This is a genomic window from Bacillus cabrialesii, from assembly GCF_004124315.2.
GTDB lineage: Bacteria > Bacillota > Bacilli > Bacillales > Bacillaceae > Bacillus > Bacillus cabrialesii.
In genome coordinates this window covers 1,054,028-1,077,313 of sequence record NZ_CP096889.1, presented here as the reverse complement: position 1 = coordinate 1,077,313, position 23,286 = coordinate 1,054,028, and the positions used below count along the sequence as shown (strand labels likewise).

The window sequence follows — 23,286 nt, the reverse complement described above, 5'->3', positions numbered from 1 at the left end:
TTGTTTTGGGTTTTTTAGCGTTATGCAATGGAATGTTTCTGGCCCTTTTGCAGCTCATACATTTGATAATACTGCCCTTTGACCGCCATCAATTCCTCATGGTTCCCTCTCTCAACAATTTTTCCTTTATCAAGGACCAAAATCTGATCCGCGTTTCTGATTGTTGAAAGCCGGTGGGCGATGACGAAGGTTGTGCGCCCTTGTTTGACGACATCGAGCGCCTTCTGGATCACGGCCTCTGTCTCTGTATCAATATGCGCCGTTGCTTCATCTAAAATTAAAATGGCGGGATCAAACGCCAAAGCTCTTGCGAAAGAAATGAGCTGCCGCTCTCCAGAGGATAGCGTGCTGCCTTTTTCAATCACAGGTTCATTGATGCCTTTCGGAAGCTTTTTCAGAAGCGGCTCGGCACCGACTTGCCGCAGTGCTTTTTTTATATCTTCTTCGGTCATTCTTTCGTCATCCAGACTCACGTTAGAACCGATTGTGCCCGAGAATAAGTACGGATCCTGAAGCACAATGCCCATATGTGATCTGAGTTCTTGTCTTGACATGTTGTAAATGCTTTTTCCATCAATCAAAACATCCCCTTTTTGCGCGTCATAAAAACGAAACAGGAGATTCAAAATCGAGCTTTTTCCTGATCCGGTATGGCCGACAAGCGCTACGGTTTCGCCTTTTTGCGCGGTAAAGGAAATTTGTTTTAATACTTCTTCACCATCTAAATAGGCAAATGACACATCACGAAATTCAACCCGCCCCATCGCGCGCTCCTTCGCCGGTTCACCCGCTTCTTCCGTATTCTTTTCTTCAAGCAGTTCAAAAACGCGGCCGGCGGAAACCCGTGCAAGCTCCAGCTTTGAAAACTGATTGACGATGCCTGTAATCGGCTGAAATAACCGGTTCAAATAATCGACAAACGCGTACAGCACACCGATTGAAACAATCCCGGCAGCATTCAGGCTCGCACCGCCAAAATGCCAGATCAGGCAGACAAAAGCAAGATTGCGGATGACATTAACCAGATTATGGGACATTAAGGAGTTTAAATTCAGCATCCTGTTTTGAAAATAAAAATGAGATTCATTTAATTCCTCAAATTCTCTCATTGTTTCCTTCTGATGACGGAATGCCTGAATAATGGTCATGCCTTGGATTGACTCATTCATTTTTGCGTTAATGTCACTGTTGATTGAACGGATTTTTTGATTGTAATAAGACGCGTATTTTCGGTATATGACTGACCACAGCCAGATAATCGGCACGATTGCCAGACATACAAACGCGAGCTTAACATCCAGCAAAAACAAGGCCGTGAATATTCCGATCATATAGATTCCGCTTGTCACAAATGTTGACAGCACTGTGACATATAAATCCCTGATAGCCTCCGTATCGTTGGTAATCCGCGCAACGACTTTGCCGGCGGGAAGATTGTCAAAATAGCGAATCGGCATTTTCTGAATGTGCGAAAACACATCCTGCCTCATCTTTTGAATGATCCGATTGGCGCTCATCTGCAGCAAATAGTGCTGTCCGTATTGAAAGAATACAGAAAAGACAAGCAAGCCCCCATACAGGCAGATCAGAAACACCATTCCCTTTATTTCCGGCTGATAGAACTGGAAAAGCTCCTGCTTTGTCAGCTTTTCGGCAGCGTATGTCCGGCTCTTGTCTCCGTTTGTGATCGTCAGCTTTCCGCCAGAAACCGTTCTGTTCCCGTCAAAGCTGACAGCCTGATCAACAAAATAAAACGCCATTCCCACTTGATAAATATGCGCTTCTTTTTCTTGAGAAACAGGTTCCTGTATACGGTCCTCTCTCACATATGAGGCGCCGTGGAACTGAACGGCGTGTTTATCTTTTTCCGCAGCTTCATACCATGTTTTCTCAATGCCGAGGATATGGTCGTCTATCATTTTTTTGCCGATAAACGGCCCGGTCAGTTCTGCACCGACGGCTACAGCTAGCAAAAGAACGGCTATGATCAGCAATTTTCGATAAAGGAGTGCGTATCTCCATAACGTTTTCCCTGTTTTCATGCCCCTGCTCCTCCTTCTTCCGCAGTGAACAGCTGCTGTCTTTCGTACTGCTTGCGGTACCATCCATGATTGGCCATCAGTTCTTGATGCGTGCCTCTCTCGGCAATCACGCCATCATCCATCACAAGGATCAGGTCAGCATGCTCTACCGCGGATAATCGGTGCGTCAAAATAAATGTCGTTTTTCCTTTGCGGTTTTCTCTGATATTGCTGATAATGGCCGCCTCTGTTTTGGCATCGACGGCAGAAAGCGAATCGTCCAGGATCAAAATCTCCGGATTCGCCATAAGTGCTCTCGCAATCGAAATTCTTTGTTTCTGCCCGCCGGACAGCGCCACGCCTTTTTCGCCGACCATTGTCTCCAGTCCGGACGGAAGCATGTGTAAATCCTTTTCAAAATGCGCTTCGGCAATGGCTTGCCGAACCTCTTCATCGCTTGCATCTTGTTTTCCGTATAAAATATTTTCTTTTACCGATCGTGAAAACAGCAAATGATCCTGCGGCACATATCCGATCCACCCGCGGAGCCTGTCAAGAGGGATCTGCTGAATCGGTACGCCTGAAAATGTGATGCTCCCTTTGCCTGCGGGATACTGGCGCAAAAGCTGCTTAATAATTGTCGTTTTTCCGCTCCCGGTTTTACCGGCAATTCCGACAGTCTGCCCTTTTTGCACCGAAAATGAAACATCCTGAATATTGCCGCTTGTGGAGCTTGGATATGTAAAGCTGACATGGCTGAAAACGATATCTCCAGGCTCTTTCAGTTCAGCGGGCTGCTTTGGATCGGTCACGTCCGGCTCATAAGAAAGGGTTTCATTTACCCGGTCTAATGATGCATTGCCGCGCTGCATCACATTAATGAGTTCACCGATTGCAAACATCGGCCAAATCATCATGCCGAGATAAACGTTAAAGGAAACGAGCTCGCCAAGCGTCAGCTCGTTCCGGAACACAAGAAACGCTCCGTAGCCGAGCCCGATCAGATAGCTGGCGCCGACAAGCAGCTTCACCGTCGGCTCAAACAGTGAATCAATAAAAGCCACTTTCATATTTTTCCGATAAACATCGGCGGTCATTTCATTAAACCGGCGGACATCGTTTGTTTCCTGTACATACGCGCGAATCACCCGCACGCCTGAAACGGATTCAAGCACCCTGTCATTCAGCGCCCCGAACGCATTTTGGGCCTCCGTAAACCGCTCGTGAATTTTACTTCCGTACAGACTGATGGCAATCGCCATGATAGGAAGCGGAATAATGGCGGCAAAGGTCAGCTTCCAGCTGATCAAAAATCCCATTGTCAAAAAGATCGTCATCATAAACATTGTAGAGTCGACTAATGTTAAGATGCCAAACCCCGTCGTTAAACTGACTGCCTGAAGATCATTCGTCCCCCGCGCCATTAAATCGCCTGTCCGGTTTTTTTCATAAAACGGCGGCGACATGGCCAATAGATGCCCCATCAGCTTCGTACGAAGTATTTTCTCCATCACATTCGCTCCGCCGAACAGCTGATGCATCCAAAAATACGACATGATATACACGGCCGCCGTCAGCACAAAAAAGATACCGATATAAAACAGCAGCCCTTCCGCAGTAAACGCCCCCGATTTCATATCATCTATGGCGTTCCCCAAGAGCTTAGGCGGAAACATTTCAATGACATTGACCCCTAATAACAGCACGATCGCAATCGTATAGCGGAGCCAGTACGCTTTAAAAAACCAGCCAAGCTTTTTTAATACTGAAAACATCGATTCCCATCTCCTTTATCACATCAGCCGCCTTCTATTTTTTCCTTGCAGCTTTTTTCATTCAGTTTGGCACGAGCTGCCCTCGTCTCTGTATTTGTCTTCACATCCCATACACCTGTCTTTCGTTAGATTTGTATATAAAAAAGGCATGAAGCGTCAGCTCCATGCCTTTTTTAACCAATATGAATGCACAGCGCTTTTCAGCGCGCGGCTAGACTTAAAAGACCGTTCCATCAACCAGAACATAGGGTTTGCCGCGCCAATATGAAACTGTTTGATAAATACGCGAATTCCTTGGCATAGCAAACCCTCCTTCCATTCCGATTTCATTTTTTTCATCATATAAACAAAACCTTTTTTTGTCAACAAATACTTGAATAGGAAAAGGTTAATTGTGCTCGAATCCGGGTATTGGGTTGTAAGACGTTTTTGAAAGGGTGAGAATGATGTTTCATGCTGACCGTATCATCGTTGCGTTTGACGGAAGCGAAAATAGCAAGAAAGCGCTACAAACAGCCATCGATCTTGCTAAAACCGTAAATGCCGCCATTACCGTCGCCCATTCACATGATATGAAAGACAATCAGACCATCATCGACCCGCCGAGGCCCGCAGCCGGGGCAAGCTATATTGGCGGAGGCATGACAAGTGTTCCTGATCCGCTGATATCAGATGTTGCGCCGCCTGAGCCAATGATCTATGAAGATCGTACGGAAGAAGTCATCGCCGAAGCCAGAATGATACTGAATGACCAGCAGACAGATGGAGATATCGATATATTAGAAGGCGACCCGGCTGAGTCAATTATCGAGCATGCAAACCGCATTTCTGCCGATATGATCGTAACCGGAAGCAGAGACCAAAACAAGCTGAAAAAGCTATTATTCGGAAGTGTAAGCGAAAAGCTTTCAGCGAAATCGGATATACCCGTTCTGATCGTGAAGTGAGCACACCTTGTGCTCGCTTTTTTATATTCATAATTGTGAAAAAACATAGATTTTCGTTTTTTTCTGTTATAATGCTTTCGTGCCCAAAAGCACAAAAGCATTAAAGATAAATATGGGGTGTTATTTTGGCTTCTCAAAAAAAGCTGACGTTTCCGTTGGCCGTCGGTTTATTTATATTCATGTTAGGCATCATTATTTCTTGCTTATTCTTTTTTCATACAGAACCGCATATCCCGCTGTTTCTATGTGTTGTCATGCTTTCAGCAGCCGGTTTATGGTTCGGCTTTGCCTGGAAGGACCTAGAAAAAGGGATTGTAGAGGGGATCAAAAACGGCGTACAGCCGATTATCGTTCTCGCCCTAATCGGCATCTTAATCGGCGCTTGGATGTACAGCGGCGCAATACCGTCCGTGACAGTTTACGCCCTGTCCTTTATTGAACCAAGCCACCTTCTGTTGACAGCTTTGTTTTCATGCATGATCATCAGCACGCTTGTCGGCTCAAGCCTGACAACTGTAAGCACGATCGGGGTAGCGCTGATCGGCGTGGCGAGCGCGGCAGGCGTTCCGCTTGAATGGACGGCAGGCGCAGTCATATGCGGCGCTTGTTTTGGCGATAAAATGTCTCCGATGTCGGACACAACCAATTTTGCCGCAGGCATAGGCGAAATACCGATCTTTGAACACATTCGCCATATGATGGGCACGACCATCCCGGCTTTGCTCATCACCGTCGTTCTGTTTTACTTTCTCGGTTCATCCGTGTCAGCGGATGCTGCTTCAACCGATGATATTCAGCGTGTCATAAACGGAATCAAGGATGCTGCAAACGTCACGCCATGGGCGCTTCTTTCCCCGATTTTAGTCGTTTTGCTGGCGATTAAGCGTGTGTCAGTGATTCCCGTTCTGACTGCCGGAATTATTTCCGCGGGAATATTGACTGCTATTTTTGTCCCTGACAGCAGCCTTCAGGCGTTTATGGCAGCTTTGCAAAATGGTACGATGTTCGATACTGACAATGAAGCCGCCGCTAAAATTATCAACAGAGGCGGACTGCAATCCATGATGGGTTCAGTCTCTCTCATTATGATTGCTTTTGCGCTCGGCGGATTAATGGAGAAAATCGGATTGATTTCTGCACTACTCCAAGGCATCATGAAAGGCATCCGCTCAAAAGGCCAGCTGATTGCGGCAACTGTCTGTTCAAGCATCGGCATCAATCTGGCAACCGGCGAACAGTATTTATCAATATTAATACCGGGACAATCATTTAAAACTTTATACGACAAACAAAATATCCAGCGAAAATTTCTTTCCAGATCCTTAGAGGACGGAGGGACGTTAATAAACCCGTTGATCCCCTGGGGCGTCAGCGGAGCTTTTATGGCGAGCGCGCTCGGTGTTCCCGTCATAGACTATATCCCATTTACGTTCTTCCTCTATATATCGCCGATACTCTCAATTTTGGTTGGATTTATAAAAAAATAAAAAGAGCTCCGCTTGCAAAGCGGGCTCTATTTTTTTATGTTTCATTATGAAATGCTTGCTGCCTGCTGAACGCTTTCTTGAAAAGCAGCCTGAAGCTGTTTTGTCACCGGCCCGGGTTTGCCGCTTCCGACCGATTCTCCATCGAGCGTCACGACCGGAATGATCTCTGCCGTCGTTGACGAAATAAAGATCTCTTCCGCCTGTCTCAGCTCTTTTTCACTGACAGGCTTCTCTTCAAGCTCGATCCCGTTCTTTTTCATCAGCCCTAAAATATTCATCCGTGTAATTCCATTGAGAATGAGCCGATTAGCCGGATGCGTTCGCACCGTTCCATTGATAACAGCATAAACGTTAGAGGATGTACCTTCTGTAACAGTGCCGTCTCTTAATAAAATGGCCTCAAACGCTCCCGCTTCATAGGCTTTTTGCTTCGTCATAACATTATACAGTAAATTCAGACTTTTAATGTCGCATCTCAGCCAACGAAGATCCTCATCTGTGATAGCTGCCACTCCGTATGCCTGCTCTTGCTCCGGTTTTTTCACAGTAAATGTATAGGCAGTAGTCTGCGGCTCAAGTCCGGCTTCATACTGGTGCTTTCGCGGCGCCACACCTCTTGTTGTCTGAATGTACACCGCTCCCTCACCGACCGCATTCTCCTGTACAAGCTTTTGCAGGTCCCATTCGAGATCTTCTATACTAAACGGCAGTGAAATTCCGATTTCAGCCGCACTTCTGAAAAAACGCTCCGCATGCTCACGCAAGCCGAACAATACCCCTTTGTACACCCTGATAACCTCATAGATTCCGTCACCAAATTGATAACCGCGATCCTCCAAATCGATCGATGCTTCGCTGCGTTCGATCAGCCGGCCGTTGACTAAAATCTTCATAAAAGCCCTCCCTTTTCGAGATTTCCCTGATGTTTTTCTGGCTGTCATTGTCACTTATTCTACCATATTGGACCAGCTGAAAAACAGAAAGATCAAGAGATCTATAGCTGGAAGGAGATTATTTTTTCCTTAAAATCTGACATTTCGACAAATTTTCTATGTTCTTTCCAGTTTTATTCCTGTATACTTGACTGGTAATACATAGGTTGTAAACATATGGCATCTTCACAAGCTGCCTGCTGTACAGCGGTATGTAGAGATTTTATGCCAATGGAGAGATTGTTATGCGACAAACGAGAGGAGACGCATCTCCTTCTGCAGTTTCGCTTGCTTTTAAATTTGCAAGTTTAGCAGTTTTATGTGTATTGCTTTTGCTTATGGTGATTTTGGGTTATGCCAACAGCTCCTCGAAAGCAAAGGAAGTCACTGTCACAACAAACGGCCAGCTTCGCAATGAGAAGGAAAGCCTGAAGCTGAAAAACGACTCCCCCGATCTGTTGATTAAACACCTGCAGACCGAACAGAACATGGGAGATAAAACGGTTTACTTAACCTTCGATGACGGCCCGTCAGCCTATACAAACCGCTTGCTCAACATACTGAAAAGCGCTGATGTAAAAGCGACATTTTTTATGCTGTCACCGCGGATGAACGAATTCAAACAAGCTGTGAAAAGAGCGGATAAGGAAGGCCACGCACTCGGTTTACACGGCGTCACCCATAATAACAAATTGTTCTATCAAACACCGACGTCTCCGTTAAAAGAAATGCAGGAGGCGCGTGACACGCTGCAAGATATTACAGGCTATAAAACCGATCTTGTCAGAACGCCATACGGGAGCAAGCCGTCATTGACCGCTTCACAAATCCACAACCTTGAGAAAGACGGTTTCGTGTACTGGGATTGGACGATTGACAGCATGGATTGGAAATACCGGAATTCAAAATACGTAACGGCAGTATTACAGCAGCTTGAGAATATGGAACACAGCCATTCAAGCCGGCCGTATGTGATTCTCATGCATGATCTTCCCGCTACAGTAAACGCGCTGCCGGCATTAATCAATAAACTAAAAGAAAAGGGCTATTCCTTCGGAGTGTTAGAGGACACAATGGTTCCTGTTCACGAATAAAAAAAGTGAGGCGCATACGTGCAGCCTCACTTTTTTATTCCCAAACCTCGGGCAAACTCGCCGATTTTATGATGGATGACCATGTCAAACAAGCTGTCGCAATACGTCGGCTCGAGGTTAATGATGACTTTCTTCATGCCGGGAATCCGGCTTGCGTCCTCAGGCACAAATCTAGCCGGAGCGACTTCTAGAGACGTGCCGATGACCAACAAAAGATCTGCTTGCTCCAGCTTTTCATAAAGGGTGTCAAAGTGCAAGACGGCATCGCCAAAGAGGACAACATCGGTTTTTAATACCGTTCCGCAAATCTCACCATCTTTTCTGCGCGCCGTACACTCCGGCACCTCCCGCTCCAGTAAATGCGGGAGGTCATATCGGGCGCCGCATGCCGGACAAGCTGCTGTCTGGATAGAGCCGTGAAGTTCGTACACATGTCTGCTCCCGGCTTTTTTATGGAGACCATCAATGTTTTGTGTAAAAATATCGACCTGCTTCCCTTGCTTCTCCAGCACGGCTAAAAGCAAATGCCCTTCATTCGGTTCAAAGCTGCCGCTCATTTTCATCTGGAACAACTCTTTGAATTTAGGCCAAAACAGACGCGGATGGCTTAAAAAATAATCAAGGCTCATCGCTTCCATTCTTGAGGCATCCTCCGTCCAAATGCCGCCGTCTGAACGAAAGTCGGGAATCCCTGATTCTGTGCTCATTCCCGCTCCGGTCAGCACGACAATTCGCTGCGCTTCATTTAGAATATTGCTGAATGCTTCCAACTCAACACCGCCTTTTTTCTCTTATTTTACCACGAAAAAGACTCCGTCTCTGTCAGACGAAGTCTTTCCCTCTTAAGCCCGTTCCTTTTCCTCTTTATTGAGATTCACTTGGAATGGGTCGCTTTCGTGCTTTTGCTTTACAACAACCATTTGGCCGGGATATGCAAACTGCACACCTTCTGCACCGAGGATTTCAATGATTTTATAGTTGATGTCCTCTCTAATATTGAGGTTTTCAGCCCAAACCGTTGTTTTTGTATAGAAGTTGAAAAATAAATTGTAGTAGCTGTCGGCAAACGTATCAAAGTTGACCATGATTGTTTCATGATCAACGCCCTCATGCTCCAAAAGCATTGTTCTGAGAGAACGAATGGATCGTTCAAGGTTCTCAATCGGCGTAGCGTAGGATACATGGATGGAAAACGTGATCTGGCGTTTGGTCATTCTAGTCCAGTTCGTGATCGCTTCCATCGACAGTGTAGAGTTCGGCACCGTTACAAGCGCCCCCTGTGCTGTTCTGAATCTCGTGCTTCTGAAGGTAATATCCTCGACTGATCCGGTAACCATCGACGTCTCCACCCAGTCACCGATGGTAAACGGCTTTTCAGTGATAATAATGATGCCGCCGAAGAAGTTGCTGATGGTATCCTTCGCTGCAAGCGCAAAAGCCAGTCCGCCAAGGCCAAGCCCTGCTACAAATCCATTGACATCATAATTGAATTCCTGGGCAATCACGCTGACACTGAGCGCAATGATCACAAAACGGAGCAATTTGGATAAAAACGGCGCCAGAATATCATCCATGTCCAGCTCGAAGCGCTGATTCACCTTATGGAAGATAAACGAAGACGCTGCGGTCAAATTACAAAGTCCCCAGCACAAAAGTGCTACAATCAGCGAGCGGTATATTTTGCTGATGAGCGGCATTTGCGCGTCTAAAAACGGTGAATACCGGATCGCTAAAAACAGTCCCAAGGCAACAAAAAACCATCTGGCCGGCTTGTCAAACGCTAAAACCACCTGTTTGAAAATTTCGGTTTTCGGCCGGTTTGTCAAATTAAAAAGCAACTGAAAGAAATATCTTGTAAACAGTTTTCTGAGTATAAGAAACACCAGCAAAATCGCCAGGCTGATGCCGATTTGTATGATTTTATCAAGCGTGAAATATTGCTGCAAATAATCTGGCATGATAGTCTCCCTTCTATCCCAATCGAATGTTTATTATACTAAAAGATTCGTTACGATGCTCTTCTAAATGTCTTTTTACAGCACAAAACCCCGGCGTTTTGCCGGGGCCCATTTTTCAATTCATTTAATCAGCCAGATTCAATAGGGACAGTCACTTACTTTTTTTCGTTTGTGTCTGATCAAGGAGAGTTGCTTTTTGCATTTCAGCATCCGTTTCGGCTTTAATTCTTTCCTCCACTCTGATTCTCCCTTTACCCATGATCTCGCCTCCTTTTTTGCTATTATAAAGGAACAGAATGTTTTGTGAACATGTCGAAAGGCCTAATTTCATGGCGAAATATGTTCTGATGCGCTGAGTGTCTTTTTTTAGTTATACGCATTCCTCGGCCCGGACAATTCCAATACAGCAGAAAAAATTCACCAGTTTATATCGCGGCGCATATATGGATTTGATACAATAACAGAAATGCCCATACGAGGAGCTGACTTAGCTTGTACACTATTGCCCATCGAGGAGCATCCGGCTACGCTCCTGAAAACACAATGGCCGCATTTGACCTTGCGGCGAAAATGAGTGCAGATATGATCGAACTGGATGTCCAGCTTACAAAAGACAGGCAAATTGTTGTAATACACGATGACAGGATTGACCGAACAACAAACGGATCGGGTTTTGTTAAGGATTTTACATTGGAGGAATTACAGAAACTCGATGCCGGAAGCTGGTACGGCCCCGCTTTTCAGGGAGAGCGTATTCCAACCTTGGAAGCGGTGCTCAAGCGGTATCATAAAAAAATCGGCTTTTTAATTGAATTAAAAGGCCATCCATCTCAAGTCGGAATTGAAGAAGAGGTGGGACAGCTGTTAGGGCAATTTTCTTTTTCTATCAACAATATTGTCCAATCCTTTCAGTTCCGCTCCGTCCAGAGGTTCCGCGAGCTTTATCCATCGATTCCGACAGCGGTCATTACAAGGCCTAATTTTGGCATGCTGTCCAGAAATCAGCTGAAGGCCTGCCAATCGATTGCAAACTATGTCAATATCAAGTACACACGTCTTAACCGGCTGATGATCGCTTCCGCCCATAAAAACGGCTTAAAAGTATTTGCGTGGACTGTCAAGAATCAAAAGATAGCTGCAAAATTACAAGCCATGGGGGTGGACGGCATCGTAACAGACTACCCGGATTTCATCATGAAGGATGGCGAACATGAAAAGATATAGCGCGGTTTTTATCGGAGGCGCGCTTGGCGCCTGTCTCCGATACGGATTAAACATGTGGATACACACCGATCAGTTCCCAAAAGCAACCTGGCTGGAAAATGCGGCAGGCAGCCTTCTATTAGGCATTCTGACCGGATTTTTGATGATCAGGGCAAAACGGCCTCTGCTGTCGGCTTTATTAGGCACCGGCTTTTGCGGCGGCTTTACGACAATGTCCACGTTTTCAAAAGAAACGGTGATGCTTTTGCAGGCACAATCCTCTCTGGCTGTTTTGTATATGGCAGTCTCATTGATATCGGGAATCGTTCTTGCGCTGATTGGCGTTTTGGCCGGACGGCGCATAGCAGGCATCCAGCAAAGAAAGGGGCTGCCTGAATGATGACACTAGCCGGTATCTTCATAGCGGGCGGACTTGGCGCCATGCTGCGCTTCTGGCTTGGCAATGTCATCACAGCCAAAACAAAAGGTCTCAGCCTGCCCATTGGCATATTAACAGTCAATATACTCGGAGCTCTCGGACTCGGAATATTTACAGGGCTTCACGTTACAAATGCTTCAGCCTCCCTTATCATCGGCACGGGTTTTTTCGGTGCCTTTACGACCTTTTCCACCTTCAGTGTTGAAAGTGTTCAGCTCCTGCTGGCCAAACGCGTAATGGTAAGCATCCTGTACATCGCCCTGACGCTTTGCGGGTCGCTTTTGGCGTTTTGGTGCGGCTGGACAATCGCAGCGTAAAAAAACCTTGAGCTTATTTCTCGCTCAAGGTTGCACTGTTCAGCATCACAGGCTCGGGCATCGGCAGCGTGTGGTGCGCCATAGTGCCCATGGTGTTGCCGGCTTCTTCTTTAATATCGATTTGCTTGATTAATCGGCCGTCCAGCTTCAGCACCTTTATCGTATAAGAACCGATTCGGATGGATTCACCAGCTTCAATATCGATGTTTTCTTTCAATATCAGCCCGCCGATCGTATCGACGTCTTCTTGAATCGACGCGCCGAGAAGGCTGTTCACCTGATCGATCCGTACTTTTCCATCCATCACATAATGGCGATCGCCAAGCTGTTGGATCAGCGGCTGTTCATCTTCGTCAAATTCATCTCTGATCTCGCCGACAATTTCCTCAAGAATATCCTCTGTCGTCACCAGTCCCGAGGTTCCTCCGTATTCATCAGACAATATGGCCATATGAATGCGTTCACGCTGCATTTTAATCAGCAGATCATGAACCGGGATGGTTTCAATCACTTCGATTACCGGCCGGACATACGGATGGATCGTCATCTTCATTCGTTCCTCTTCTGTCATAAACAGCAAATCAGAAAACAAATGCTTCGTATTGACCAAACCGATGACACTGTCTTTGTCCCCATCTGTGACAGGCCAGCGCGTGTATTTTTCCTTCAGCATGACTTCAAGCATCTCTGCCATCGTCATCTCTGTTGACACAGCGGCCATTTCCTTCCGCGGTATCATAATTTCTTTGGCAATGCGATTATCAAATTCAAAAATTTTATTTACATATTTATATTCAGACGGATTAATCTCTCCGTTTTTTAAACTCTCAGACAACAGCATTCTGAGTTCTTCCTCAGAATGGGACCCGTCATGTTCTGACGCAGGCTTTAAACCGAACATGCCGCATAAAAGCCGCGCCGCTCCATTGAGGATCCAAATAAACGGAAACAGGAGCAAATAGAATAAACGCAATGGACCCGCTATCAGCAAGGTCAGCTGCTCTGCCTTTTGAATCGCGACGGTTTTCGGGGCCAGCTCGCCTACAACAACGTGCAGGAACGTGATCAAGCCGTACGCGACCGCAAAAGCGACCGCATGAGAAACCGATTCCGGCAGGCCAAGCTGTTCAAACAAAGGATGCAGCAGCCGTTCAAATGCCGGCTCCCCCAGCACGCCAAGCCCGATTGATGTCAATGTAATGCCCAGCTGGGATGCGGATAAATATTCATCCAAATCTGTAATGACACGCTTTGCGAGTATCGCCCGTTTGTTTCCTTCCGTTATAAGCTGATCAATTCTGGATCTCCTTACTCTAACAATCGCAAACTCGCTCGCAACGAAAAACGCGGTTAAAGCAATGAGCACACCAATTAAAATCAGACTGTCAATATCGTCCATTTAACCTTATCCCCCATCAAAGGATAAGGAGTCACCTCCTGATATAATCATTTTTCCTTAACATTGAGGTACGCGGTGTATTGTTGCCTAAGCAGAGGGCCCCATCATACCACCTCCAAGTCAAAGTTCGATTATAAATTGTATATTTTATTGTAACACAACTCATTCCAAAAATGATTTTTAATTTTTAGACTTTTATTGCGAAACAGACTGTTTGGATTGGAAAAGGAGAGATTTCGTGAATATAAAAAAAGAAAACAGCATTCAAAGCCGTTTTCTTTAATTTCCTAAGCAAAATCTTTATATAAGGATACAAAGATATCCCGGGAATTTTTAATCTGTTCTATCGGCACACTGAAGGATAAACGGAAATGCCCTTTCATTCCAAAACCGCTGCTCGGCACGATTAATAATTTGTATTTTTGGGCGGCGTGCACGCAAAAAGCGACTTCATCTTCTATTGGTGATTTCGGAAAAACGAAGAAACCGCCCTTCGGCATTTCAAATTCAAAACCAGCTTCCTTTAAAATGCCGACGATTAAATCCCTGCGCTCTTTATAAGCGCTTGCGTCTACTCTTAAATCATCCATCCTTGCCACTGCCCGCTGCATCATGACAGGCGCATTTACAAATCCAAGCGTTCGATTACAATACACAAAAGCATTGATCAAAAGACCGGCATCCGGCATCTTGCTGTCTAAACCGATATATCCGAGCCGCTCCCCGGCTATACCGAGATCCTTACTGAATGAGCTCGCCAAAATCACACGATGATACGATTGAAACGGATTTGCCAATTCTGCATCATAGATTAATTGACTGTACGGTTCATCAAACAGCACGTAAATCGTTTGTCCGCTCTTCTCTTCTATTTCTTTTAATAAGGCGCCTAAATCATCTATATTTTTCTGGCTGAGAACAGTGCCTGTCGGGTTATGAGGTGTATTGAGGATCAGCCCTTTCGTCTTTGGAGTGATCGATTGCCTTACCGCTTCAATGTCGATCTCGAACCGGGACGTCAACGGGCAGCTCACAGCCTTTCCCCCGTAGTTCTCAATATACAGTTTATACTCGGCAAAGTAAGGTGCGAGAATAATCACCTCTTCACCCGGATTTACGATACTTTTTAACGCGACATTCAAAGCGCCGCCCGCGCCCACCGTCATGACGACGCGTTCCGCCGAGAACTCCGCTTCAAAACGGGAGGCCAGAAATTGTGCGACTTTTTCTCTCGCTTCCGGAAGCCCTTGGTTTTGTATGTATCCGTGATTGCCTTTTTCAGCTTCCTCTATTAATGCTCTCTTAAAAGCTTCAGGCGGTTCAACAATCGGATTCCCGAGTGAAAAATCAAATACCTGGTCATCCCCGAACTCTTTCTTCAGCCTTGCGCCTTCATCAAACAGCTTGCGAATCCACGATCCTTTATGTAAGTTTTCTTCAATTTCCCGGGATAACCCAGCCAATTTCATCTGTCCCTTCTTCATATAAAAATTTGAAAATTCTATCATTCTATGTTACTTCAATCAGTTTCTGAATTCCACAACTTCCAGTTTGCGTCTGAAAAAAAACAATAAACTTGTGCAAGACACCGTTCATATATTAAACTATTCTCATAACTATAACGTGATGGTTGGGAGGGATATAGATGGGGCTGAGACTTATCGCATCAGTGAACTAGCGGCACTTGCCGGAGTAACGAAACGGACAGTTGATTATTATACGAACCTCGGTCTGCTTACGCCGGCCAGATCCTGTTCGAATTACCGTTACTACGACAAACATGCACTCAAACGGCTTATATTTATTGTAGATTGCAAGAAGCAGCGATTGGCCCTGTCCGATATTAAAGATCGACTGGAGAACCAGTTTCCCTCTTCAGCTAAAAAGAATGATGAAATTGGAAAGCTGGCATTAGAAATTGCTCATATGAATCAAAACATCTCCGGAATCTTGCATCGGTTTGAACGGCTTGAGCCCGAGGATCGTGACAAGCTGAAAAGCGAGCTCACACCTGAAAAGCTCGCCGTGTTCCAATCATTTATGCTGCTGTTAAGTTAAAACCATTTTATCTAACAGGAGGTGTTACCTTCATTCTCATTGCTAGAGTGAAGGTTCTAATTGGACATAGTGAATTTGATTTTAGTCGCTGTTTTAATCGCCCTGACGGCATTTTTCGTGGCATCTGAGTTTGCCATTATCAGAATCAGAGGCTCACGGATCGATCAGCTGATCGCGGAAGGAAATAAAGCAGCAATAGCCGTAAAGAAAGTGACCACGCATCTTGATGAATATTTATCTGCGTGTCAACTCGGAATTACATTGACTTCTATCGGATTAGGGGTTTTAGGTGAGTCAACAATTGAAAGGCTTCTTCACCCGCTTTTCGTACAAATGAATGTTCCAAGTTCCCTTTCACATGTGATATCGTTTATTTTTGCGTACGCCATTATCACATTCCTGCACGTTGTTGTCGGAGAACTTGCACCTAAGACTTTCGCTATCCAAAAAGCGGAAGCCGTGTCTATGCTGTTTGCGAAACCGCTGATCTGGTTTTACCGCATCATGTTCCCGTTCATTTGGCTTTTGAACAATTCCGCACGGTTATTGACAAAAGCATTTGGCTTGGAAACTGTTTCAGAAAACGAACTCGCTCACTCTGAAGAAGAGCTGCGAATCATTCTGTCTGAAAGCTATAAAAGCGGTGAAATTAACCAGTCAGAGTTTAAATATGTGAATAAAATCTTTGAATTTGACGACAGGCTCGCGAAAGAAATTATGATTCCGCGGACCGAAATTGTCAGTCTTCCGCATGACATCAAGATTTCTGAAATGATGGACATCATTCAAATTGAAAAATATACCCGCTACCCTGTGGAAGAGGGCGATAAAGATAACATTATCGGGGTTATTAATATTAAAGAAGTGCTGACCGCCTGCATAAGCGGCGAGGTGTCAGTTGATTCCACAATTTCACAATTCGTCAACCCGATCATTCATGTCATTGAATCTGCGCCGATCCAAGATCTGCTTGTCAAAATGCAAAAAGAGAGGGTCCACATGGCCATCCTGTCTGATGAATACGGCGGTACTGCGGGCCTCGTGACGGTTGAAGACATCATTGAAGAAATCGTCGGCGAAATTCGAGATGAGTTTGATATTGATGAAATTAACGAAATCCGTAAAATTGGCGAAGGCCATTATATTCTTGACGGAAAAGTATTAATCGACCAAGTAAACGACCTGCTCGGCATTCATTTAGAGAACGAAGAAGTCGATACAATCGGCGGCTGGTTCCTTACCCAAAAATACGATGTTGAAAAAGACGATTCTATCATCGAAGAAGGCTGCGAATTTATCATTAACGAAATCGACGGCCACCATGTCGCTTATATTGAAGTCAAAAAGCTCGCGGTAGAAGAGCTGGTCGAAGCTGGAGAATCGAAAGAAGCATAATGTAAAAAGACACCTTTTATTAGGTGTTTTTTTATTTTGTTTTATTTTAATCTCTCTATTCTTCTCCTGTAAAAACTGCTGTTAATAAAACGGTAATCCTCGGGAAGTCTAATCATGGGGCTCGATCTCATTTAATACAAGAAAAAGGAGTGAAAACATGAAAGTAGTGGTAACCGGGGCAGCAGGCAAAATAGGGCGGTGGGCCGTAAGAACAATATTGGAGGCCGGCCATGATGTAACAGCGTCAGATCGATTATTAAGAGAAGAATCAGCATCGAAAAAATTTATTCAAGCAGATTTGCGGGATTATGGCCAGGTATGCCAGCTTGTTATGGGCTGTGATGCTGTGGTCCACCTCGGGAATATCCCGACCGATGTCAGGAATACCTCTCAGGCGATATTTGAAAATAATATGCTCGTCAATTTTAATGTCCTAGAAGCCTGTAAAGATTTTAAAATCCCTAAGCTGGTATGGGCTTCAAGTGAAACGGTGCTGGGATATCCGTTTGTTCCGAAAGAGCTCAGCTACCTTCCTGTAGACGAGGAGCACCCGACGATCGTAAAATCATCGTATGCCATGGCGAAACGGCTGACAGAAATTCTCTCAGATATGTATGCAAAGCTTACCAAAACACAAATCGTCACTCTCCGTTTTGCGAATATATATGAGCCTGATGAGTACGAAAAGATCCCCGGGATGCACTGGAACGAACAGCAAAAAGAGATACAAAAGAAAAATGCATGGGCGTATTGCGATGTAAGAGATGCAGCACACGCTTGCCTTCTTGCAGTTGAAAAAAATAATCTCGGGAACGATATCTTCCATATTACTGCGCCGGACACCATTATGAAAGAACCGAGTGAAGACTTGGTTAAACGGTTTTTCCCGGATGTCTCTTTAAAAAGAGATATAAAAGGATATGAAACGCTGATGGCAATCGATAAAGCGAAAAAAATCCTTGGTTATGAACCGCGTTATACTTGGCGTTCTGTTTTAAACAATGACGGCTCACTCAAAGCACTGCCTGAGGATCAGCTTTCATTATCCAAAATATAAAACAAAAAGCAGCAGACGCTCAATGATCTTCTGCTGCTTTTTTTATATCATAATCTTCTAAATGAATATCTACATCCATTTTGAGAGCCAGCTTCGCCAGCTGCAGCCCCATATAGGGTCCCATTGTCAACCCTGACGATCCAAGGCCATTCGCTGCTATGATCCCGTCCCAGCCGTGAAGAGGTCCGATCACCGGCACATCACCTGGTGTAAAAGGGCGGAAACCGACTCTTGCTTCTTGAAAGATGCTGTTTGTTAAACCAGGAGCCATTTCTAGACCTTTGTTCAACAATTCCTGCAGCCCACCGGCCGTTATCCGTACATTATGTCCCTCTATATCATCTTCACGAGTCGCTCCGATGGCCATTCTCTTGTCAGCATAAGCTAAAAGATATTCCTTAGAAGGCGGCATCACAGCCGGCCAGCTGTCCATGTCGTTTACGTCCGGGACCTGCACATATATGATTTGCGCTTTTTGCACGCTTACTTTGAAACGAATGCCTAAAGGTGCCAGCAGCTGGTCTGCCCATACACCGGCGCAAACAATCACCTTGTCAGCAGAATAACATTCATCACCGACAGTTACTCCTGTCACCCGTTTCGAATGATATTGAAGCTTGGCATCCCCTGTTAAAAAAACGGCGCCCTTTCTTTGAGCAGCACGTAATAATGCATCTCTCAGCATCTCGCCATCCACTCGGGCGGCTCCGCTTATATGAATGGAATGGTACCGTTCATCCAGCAGCGGAAACATGCCAACGGTTTTCATTTCAGAAAGAAAGGAAACTTCACCAATTTCCGGGGCATCTTGTTTACGTTTCTGGACCCGTTTTTCAATTTTCTCTATCTTTTCTTTCTCAGGGTGGATACTAAGAGCACCGACAGGAGCATAACCCGTTTCTTTCTCGCCTTCTCTTCTAAGCTCCTCTATGAAACTGGGGTAAAAGTGCGCTCCTGCCTTTGCCATCCTGTACCACGCCTGATTTTTCCTGGGTGACAGCCATGGACAAATAATGCCTTTCGCTGCATGTGTGGCCTGTCCCTTATCTTTCCGATCTATAATAAGAACCTCGGCCCCCATTTTGGCTAATTGATATGCTGTTGAGGCTCCTAAAATTCCAGCCCCTACTACGATGATTTTTTTCATTTCCGTAACCTTTCCCAATAATCAATTCCTCAATTAGTATAGCTAGTTGCCGAGGAACTTATAATCAATTGGGAAATCAGTGAGTGCAAGAAATAATGGTTTATAACTGCTCCAGCTTCTTTTCAAGCTCTTTAATACTGTTATTCAAAGCCTCTGTCATTGCTGCAAGTCTTTCCTTTGACGGCAGGTGGGCAAAATCAGCCTGGTGAAGCGGTTCACCGATAATAAGCTTCATTTTCCCTTTTTTAAACAATGCTTTTCCGCTTGAAGGGCCCTGATATGCAGCGGGAACGAGCGGCGCTTTTCCCATCTGCGCAATCGTCACCGCACCCCTTTTCAAAGGCACGTCCTCAGAGGTCCTTGTTCCGCTTGGAAAGATACCGACGATCTCTCCTTCTTTCAGCAGCTTAATCGGTGTTTTAATACTGCTCGGCCCGGGATTTTCCCGGTCAACCGGAAAGGCATGAATTTTCTTCAGAAACGAACCGATCCATTTATTTTGAAAAAGCTCTTTTTTCGCCATGTAGTGTATTTGATAAGGAAGAATCCCGACTCCGAGTGTGATCACATCAACCCAGCCGGAGTGTGTACACGCGATGACAAAACCTGAATCGGCCGGAAGGTTTTCTTTGTTATACACCTTCACTCCTCCGCGAAGAGAAAGAAGAACTTTTAAAGCATTTGCACAAAACTTATACATATCGCACTTCCTTTGTCGTAATCAATGATTCTTTCTGTTCTCTATTATAACAATATTTTTTATTACCTGGTACTAATTTTTAAGTATTCTCCTGTTAAAATGCCAAAAAGCTGAGGAATCGTCCTCAGCTTTCAGATTGTTGGCAAAATCATTAAATGATTTTGCCCATCTGTTCAGCGTGATTGAAAGCCCTTGAAGTCTAGGATGGCGGAGCAGCGGAGCACAGCGAATATTCTAATTCGTGAGCACCGACGCGCAGGCCTGACATCGAATGCGAGGGTTTGCCGACACGCTGAAGCTCCGGAATCGTCCTCAGCTTTGTTATATTTCCTCCCTGGTCGGCGGAGCCATAAACTCCGGCCCGACCGGGTCTGATATCGTATTTTCTAATATGGTGTTGATGTCTGTTTGATCTTCGCTGCTCAGCGTCCAGCCTGTAATCTCAGATACCGCCTCAACTTGTTCAGGCTTTCTCGCCCCCCAAAGAGCGATGTCCGCTCCCGGCTGATCTAAGATCCATCTGACGGCCAAGTGAATCACTGACTTTCCATATCGTGTCTTCGCCAGCTCATCCAATTGATTGACAGCAGAAAGGTACTCTTTAAAGCGGGGCTTCTGGAATTTTGGGTCGTGATTTCGCAGATCATCGCCCTCAAATGTATACGCTTCGGTCATTTTGCCTGTTAACAGCCCTCTGCATAAACTGCCGTATAATAATGTTGTAATCTGTTTGTCTTTCGCATACGGAAGAACATTTTCTTCGATTTCTCTTTCAAACAAATTATATGGAGGCTGAATCGTATGAAGCGGAGCAGCGGCGCGAAATGTATCCATTTGCTCGACTGAAAAATTACTGACGCCTATCGCCCGAATTTTCCCGGCATCATATAATTCCTTCATGACTTCCGCCGTTTCTTCAATTGGCACAAGCGGATCGGGCCAATGCACCTGATAAAGATCAATATAATCCGTTTGAAGCCTTTTCAAAGAATCCTCAATTTCCTCTATGATTCTCGCTCTGTTCGCATGGCGGAAAAGCTGGTTGTTCTTCCAGTCCAGAGCCGTTTTCGTTGCGAGAATCACCTGGTCTCTTTTGCCGTGCTCCTTGATCGCCTTCCCGACGATTTCTTCGGACTGCCCGAAGCCGTATGCCGGCGCGGTGTCAATCAATGTGATCCCTTGATCTAGAGCGGCGCGGATTGTTTTGATTGATGTTTTTTCGTCAGTACCCCCCCACATGGTACCGCCAATCGCCCATGTGCCGAGACCTATTCTGGAGGCTTTGATTCCTGTATCTGCTATACTGGTATATTCCATTCTGCCACTCCTTCACTTTTTCACTATCTTTTCCCCGTTGGTAAAAATGTTAAACATTTCTCAACACTATCTTTTGGGGCCATTTTTGGGTACTATATAGGAATGGTGTTTGATTAGGTATAAAAAAGCCGTTTGCATGTAATGTGCAACTTTAAACCTTTCTTATGCGTGTATAACATAGAGGGGAGAAAAGGCAGTGACGATCGATGAAATTTACCAAATGTACATGAATGATGTTTACAGGTTCCTGCTCTCCATGACAAAAGACAAGCATCTTGCCGAAGACTTGCTGCAGGAAACCTTTATGCGGGCATACATACACATTCACTCCTATGATCACAGCAAAGTAAAGCCCTGGCTTTTTCAAGTGGCGCGAAACGCCTTCATTGATTACGTCAGAAAGCATAAGAAAGAAGTCACCATTTCTGATGACATAATCGGAAGCCTCTTTCAAAATGCTGTTCAGAGCCCTGCCCATCAGGTAGAGATAAAGGAAGTGCTGACTGGTTATATGTCCGAGCTCCCCGATAATTATCGGGAGGCCTTAACGCTATATTATTTAAAAGAGTTAAATTACAAAGAAGCATCCCATATTATGAATATTTCAGAGGCGAATTTTAAAAGTGTTTTATTTCGCGCCAGACAGCGGCTGAAAGCACTTTATAATAGAGGTGTTAATGATGAATGAAGAATTTAAAAAGCGTTTTGATCAATATAAAAATGGGGAAATGAGCGACCAGGAAATGACCGCATTTGAAGAAGAACTTGAAAAGCTCGAAGTGTATCAGGAGCTGATTGACAGCGAGCTGGAGGACGATAACGATTGGGATGTCAGCATCAGTCCTGAAAAACAAAAAGCGATATTAGCTTACGGCAAACGCAAGTCTTATTTGCGAATTTCTGTGCTTGCCGTCATTTCGACATTGATGATTTTGCCGTTTTGTACACTGGGAAGCTACCTTTATTACGGTATGGGAGGAAAACACAGCACCGGCAATGAGTTTATGGAAACCGCCGCAGTCACTGTAGCCCTGACCATGCCGAATGTTCTTGTTGATACATCCGGACTGAAAAGCCAAGTGAAACTGTTTGGCATGAATACGGAATTCCCGCTGCAAAAGCAGATCGGCACGAAGACAGCTGCCGTAGGGAATGAACGGGTTGAAATGTTTTATAACAAAGTAAAAGCGCCGTCCGTTAACTACTATGACTTAGAAGTGCATAAAACCGGCCATTACTTTACACATCCATCAAACGCATCTGAACAAACAACCGCAAAAGCAGAAAAAACATTAAAGACATTGCCTGAAGGAACGGTATCCGAGGTCTACCTTTCATATGACCGCGCATACCCGACAAAAGAAGTGTATAACAAGTTCAAAGGCTATGATGTGAGCTTTTTGTGGAATGCCATCGAAACAGAGAAAAACACAAATGAGACAGCTTACACAGAGCCTCTAGGCTATCCTGGTAAAGATTCAAAGTTCTTGGCTGCGCTTAATACAAAAGGCAAGTCAAATGGCGATCAGTTTATCAACGCCCTGAATTTCGTGTCCAAGCACGAAAAATGGGCGCAGGTCATTTCAAAACGAAAAGACCTGCGTATTGATAACCGATTGGATTATGTAGAGAAAAACGGTGTCAATGTATACGGTTCGGTCGTTACAGGACCAACCAAGGAAATCCAGCGCATGCTGAAGAACAAATCTGTAAAATCAGCGAATGTCGGCGAGGTGGAATTATGGAACTGGTAAGAATTTTTAAAGAACACAATGTATTCGGCTGGATCTCTGTCGGGACAGCGGTTTTGTCCCTGCTCTTGCTGAATTTGGCGATTATCAGCAACGTCACATTTTATTCCTATCAAATGCTTCCGTTCGCCATGGCTGCTGTTCCGTTTGGCGTTATTGAACTCTTCATCAAGAGAGGGCGCACAGGCCCCGGCCTGCTTGGCGTCATCCTGAATCTCTTTGTGATTATTTGTGTGTATACCATTGTATCAGTGGATACCAATTTACAGTTTGGCTTTTAAAAGAAAGG

At 45.1% G+C, this 23,286-nt stretch carries 23 protein-coding genes and 1 pseudogene; 12 read left to right on the top strand and 12 right to left on the bottom strand.

Annotated features, from left to right (window positions below; translation table 11 throughout):
- Nucleotides 1–20 precede the first annotated feature (20 nt).
- The 3 genes and pseudogenes from bmrD to EFK13_RS05505 all read right to left on the bottom strand — a co-directional run bounded on the left by bmrD (nucleotide 21) and on the right by EFK13_RS05505 (nucleotide 4,126).
- The gene (gene bmrD / locus EFK13_RS05515) at nucleotides 21–2,042 is read right to left on the bottom strand and encodes a multidrug resistance ABC transporter ATP-binding protein/permease BmrD (protein ID WP_129506225.1); all 2,022 of its coding nucleotides are present in this window, start codon (nucleotides 2,040–2,042) and stop codon (nucleotides 21–23) included.
- The gene (bmrC, locus tag EFK13_RS05510) at nucleotides 2,039–3,796 is read right to left on the bottom strand and encodes a multidrug ABC transporter ATP-binding protein BmrC (RefSeq protein ID WP_129506226.1); all 1,758 of its coding nucleotides are present in this window, start codon (nucleotides 3,794–3,796) and stop codon (nucleotides 2,039–2,041) included. The genes bmrD and bmrC overlap by 4 nt, the downstream gene beginning before the upstream one ends.
- Before the next feature lie 100 nt (nucleotides 3,797–3,896).
- Nucleotides 3,897–4,126, bottom strand: a pseudogene (locus tag EFK13_RS05505) (hypothetical protein).
- 116 nt (nucleotides 4,127–4,242) lie between these two features.
- Here EFK13_RS05505 and EFK13_RS05500 point away from each other — a divergent pair.
- Nucleotides 4,243–4,743: a universal stress protein gene (locus EFK13_RS05500; protein WP_129506258.1), complete on the top strand. Its 501-nt coding sequence runs from the start codon at nucleotides 4,243–4,245 to the stop codon at nucleotides 4,741–4,743.
- Between the two features lie 125 nt (nucleotides 4,744–4,868).
- Nucleotides 4,869–6,230: a Na+/H+ antiporter NhaC gene (gene nhaC, locus EFK13_RS05495; RefSeq protein ID WP_129506227.1), complete on the top strand. Its 1,362-nt coding sequence runs from the start codon at nucleotides 4,869–4,871 to the stop codon at nucleotides 6,228–6,230.
- Between the two features lie 44 nt (nucleotides 6,231–6,274).
- Here the strand turns inward: nhaC and dat are convergent, their stop codons facing one another.
- The gene (gene dat, locus EFK13_RS05490; protein ID WP_129506228.1) at nucleotides 6,275–7,123 is read right to left on the bottom strand and encodes a D-amino-acid transaminase; all 849 of its coding nucleotides are present in this window, start codon (nucleotides 7,121–7,123) and stop codon (nucleotides 6,275–6,277) included.
- Between the two features lie 284 nt (nucleotides 7,124–7,407).
- Here dat and EFK13_RS05485 point away from each other — a divergent pair, with 284 nt between their 5' ends.
- Nucleotides 7,408–8,256, top strand: a complete 849-nt coding sequence (locus tag EFK13_RS05485) for a polysaccharide deacetylase family protein (protein ID WP_129506229.1) — start codon at nucleotides 7,408–7,410, stop codon at nucleotides 8,254–8,256.
- A gap of 26 nt (nucleotides 8,257–8,282) precedes the next feature.
- On the opposite strand, the gene EFK13_RS05480 is transcribed toward EFK13_RS05485, so the two are convergent.
- From EFK13_RS05480 to EFK13_RS05470, 3 genes are all read right to left on the bottom strand, one after another.
- A complete protein-coding gene (locus tag EFK13_RS05480) occupies nucleotides 8,283–9,026 on the bottom strand; it encodes an NAD-dependent protein deacylase (protein ID WP_129506230.1) in 744 nt (247 codons plus the stop codon).
- Nucleotides 9,027–9,098: 72 nt separating this feature from the next.
- Complete coding sequence (gene mscY / locus EFK13_RS05475; protein ID WP_064813551.1) at nucleotides 9,099–10,214, bottom strand: small-conductance mechanosensitive channel protein MscY; 1,116 nt, start codon at nucleotides 10,212–10,214, stop codon at nucleotides 9,099–9,101.
- A 151-nt stretch (nucleotides 10,215–10,365) separates the two neighbouring features.
- Entirely contained in the window at nucleotides 10,366–10,473 is a 108-nt protein-coding gene (locus EFK13_RS05470) for a YhdX family protein (protein ID WP_003224203.1), read from the bottom strand.
- Between the two features lie 233 nt (nucleotides 10,474–10,706).
- Between EFK13_RS05470 and EFK13_RS05465 the strand changes: the two genes are divergently transcribed.
- From EFK13_RS05465 to crcB, 3 genes are read left to right on the top strand one after another with little or no spacing between them, the layout of a single operon-like run.
- Nucleotides 10,707–11,438 carry a glycerophosphodiester phosphodiesterase gene (locus tag EFK13_RS05465; protein WP_129506231.1) on the top strand — a complete coding sequence of 244 codons (732 nt, stop codon included), beginning with the start codon at nucleotides 10,707–10,709 and terminating at the stop codon, nucleotides 11,436–11,438.
- Nucleotides 11,425–11,817: a fluoride efflux transporter FluC gene (locus EFK13_RS05460; protein ID WP_129506232.1), complete on the top strand. Its 393-nt coding sequence runs from the start codon at nucleotides 11,425–11,427 to the stop codon at nucleotides 11,815–11,817. The genes EFK13_RS05465 and EFK13_RS05460 overlap by 14 nt, the downstream gene beginning before the upstream one ends.
- Nucleotides 11,817–12,173 (top strand): fluoride efflux transporter CrcB, encoded by a 357-nt coding sequence (gene crcB / locus EFK13_RS05455; protein WP_129506259.1) that lies wholly within the window; start codon nucleotides 11,817–11,819, stop codon nucleotides 12,171–12,173. Before EFK13_RS05460 ends, crcB begins: the two co-directional genes overlap by 1 nt.
- A 13-nt stretch (nucleotides 12,174–12,186) precedes the next feature.
- Here the strand turns inward: crcB and EFK13_RS05450 are convergent, their stop codons facing one another.
- Nucleotides 12,187–13,572: a hemolysin family protein gene (locus tag EFK13_RS05450; protein WP_129506233.1), complete on the bottom strand. Its 1,386-nt coding sequence runs from the start codon at nucleotides 13,570–13,572 to the stop codon at nucleotides 12,187–12,189.
- 287 nt (nucleotides 13,573–13,859) lie between these two features.
- Nucleotides 13,860–15,041: a pyridoxal phosphate-dependent aminotransferase gene (locus tag EFK13_RS05445; RefSeq protein WP_129506234.1), complete on the bottom strand. Its 1,182-nt coding sequence runs from the start codon at nucleotides 15,039–15,041 to the stop codon at nucleotides 13,860–13,862.
- A gap of 157 nt (nucleotides 15,042–15,198) precedes the next feature.
- On the opposite strand from EFK13_RS05445, the gene cueR reads away from it, so the two are divergent.
- The 3 genes from cueR (at nucleotide 15,199) to EFK13_RS05430 (ending at nucleotide 18,082) form a co-directional block, all read left to right on the top strand.
- Nucleotides 15,199–15,630, top strand: coding sequence for a Cu(I)-responsive transcriptional regulator (gene cueR / locus EFK13_RS05440; protein WP_129506260.1), 432 nt, complete (start codon nucleotides 15,199–15,201; stop codon nucleotides 15,628–15,630).
- 60 nt (nucleotides 15,631–15,690) lie between these two features.
- Nucleotides 15,691–17,025, top strand: coding sequence for a hemolysin family protein (locus EFK13_RS05435; protein WP_129506235.1), 1,335 nt, complete (start codon nucleotides 15,691–15,693; stop codon nucleotides 17,023–17,025).
- A gap of 157 nt (nucleotides 17,026–17,182) precedes the next feature.
- Nucleotides 17,183–18,082 (top strand): NAD-dependent epimerase/dehydratase family protein, encoded by a 900-nt coding sequence (locus EFK13_RS05430; protein ID WP_129506236.1) that lies wholly within the window; start codon nucleotides 17,183–17,185, stop codon nucleotides 18,080–18,082.
- A 19-nt stretch (nucleotides 18,083–18,101) separates the two neighbouring features.
- Here EFK13_RS05430 and EFK13_RS05425 read toward each other — a convergent pair whose 3' ends face one another.
- The 3 genes from EFK13_RS05425 to akrN form a co-directional block, all read right to left on the bottom strand.
- Nucleotides 18,102–19,229 (bottom strand): NAD(P)/FAD-dependent oxidoreductase, encoded by a 1,128-nt coding sequence (locus EFK13_RS05425; RefSeq protein ID WP_129506237.1) that lies wholly within the window; start codon nucleotides 19,227–19,229, stop codon nucleotides 18,102–18,104.
- A 100-nt stretch (nucleotides 19,230–19,329) separates the two neighbouring features.
- Nucleotides 19,330–19,929 (bottom strand): 1-acylglycerol-3-phosphate O-acyltransferase, encoded by a 600-nt coding sequence (locus EFK13_RS05420; protein ID WP_075745048.1) that lies wholly within the window; start codon nucleotides 19,927–19,929, stop codon nucleotides 19,330–19,332.
- A 321-nt stretch (nucleotides 19,930–20,250) separates the two neighbouring features.
- Nucleotides 20,251–21,246 (bottom strand): aldo/keto reductase AkrN, encoded by a 996-nt coding sequence (gene akrN / locus EFK13_RS05415; RefSeq protein WP_129506238.1) that lies wholly within the window; start codon nucleotides 21,244–21,246, stop codon nucleotides 20,251–20,253.
- A 196-nt stretch (nucleotides 21,247–21,442) separates the two neighbouring features.
- Between akrN and sigM the strand changes: the two genes are divergently transcribed.
- Genes sigM through EFK13_RS05400 form a run of 3 tightly spaced genes read left to right on the top strand, consistent with a single transcriptional unit; the run spans nucleotide 21,443 to nucleotide 23,278 of the window.
- Complete coding sequence (gene sigM / locus EFK13_RS05410) at nucleotides 21,443–21,934, top strand: RNA polymerase sigma factor SigM (RefSeq protein WP_075745044.1); 492 nt, start codon at nucleotides 21,443–21,445, stop codon at nucleotides 21,932–21,934.
- Nucleotides 21,924–23,000 (top strand): anti-sigma factor, encoded by a 1,077-nt coding sequence (locus EFK13_RS05405; RefSeq protein ID WP_129506239.1) that lies wholly within the window; start codon nucleotides 21,924–21,926, stop codon nucleotides 22,998–23,000. The genes sigM and EFK13_RS05405 overlap by 11 nt, the downstream gene beginning before the upstream one ends.
- Nucleotides 22,988–23,278 (top strand): anti-sigma-M factor, encoded by a 291-nt coding sequence (locus tag EFK13_RS05400; protein WP_003224169.1) that lies wholly within the window; start codon nucleotides 22,988–22,990, stop codon nucleotides 23,276–23,278. Before EFK13_RS05405 ends, EFK13_RS05400 begins: the two co-directional genes overlap by 13 nt.
- Nucleotides 23,279–23,286 lie beyond the last annotated feature (8 nt).